This window comes from Vogesella urethralis, assembly GCF_007644045.2.
Lineage (GTDB): Bacteria > Pseudomonadota > Gammaproteobacteria > Burkholderiales > Chromobacteriaceae > Vogesella > Vogesella urethralis.
This window is the reverse complement of the sequence record NZ_VMDW02000003.1, coordinates 1-490: the sequence shown is the minus strand read 5'-3', so window position 1 is coordinate 490 and position 490 is coordinate 1. Positions and strand designations below refer to the sequence as shown.

General features: G+C 57.3%; 1 protein-coding gene. It reads right to left on the bottom strand.

All coding sequences use genetic code 11. From position 1 onward, the window contains the following. A partial coding sequence (locus FLQ03_RS00010) for an IS5 family transposase (RefSeq protein ID WP_144374145.1) occupies positions 1 to 490 on the bottom strand: 490 nt, incomplete at both ends.

Genomic DNA, 490 nt, shown 5'->3' with positions numbered 1-490 from the left:
CACTTCCATTGCCCGGATTTCCAGCGTTTGCGCATCTATGCCCAGATGCAGTTTGCGCCATTGGCGGCGGTAGTCGGCACCATGCTTTTTCACCTTCCACTCGCCTTCACCCATCATCTTGATACCGGTGCTATCCACCAAGAGATGCAGACAACCTTGCTTTTTCTGTACCGGGATGCGGACCTGCAGGTCTTTCTGCCGGCGGGAAAGCGTACTGAAGTCGGGAACGGCCCAGTCAAATCCAGCCAGGCGCAACATGCTTTCGACCATGCCTGTGGCTTGCCGTAGCGCCAGGCCAAAGAGGCATTTGATGGTGAGACAGAACTGGATGGCAGCATCGGAGAAAGTGGGCTGCCGTCCGCGTCTACCGGTGGCAGGAGCCAGCCAGTCCATGTCTTTGTCGAGCCAGAGAAGAAGCTGCCCTCGCTGCTTGAGGGACTGGTTGTAGGCCTGCCAGTTGATAGTTTGGTACTTGGGAGGGAGGGGCTTG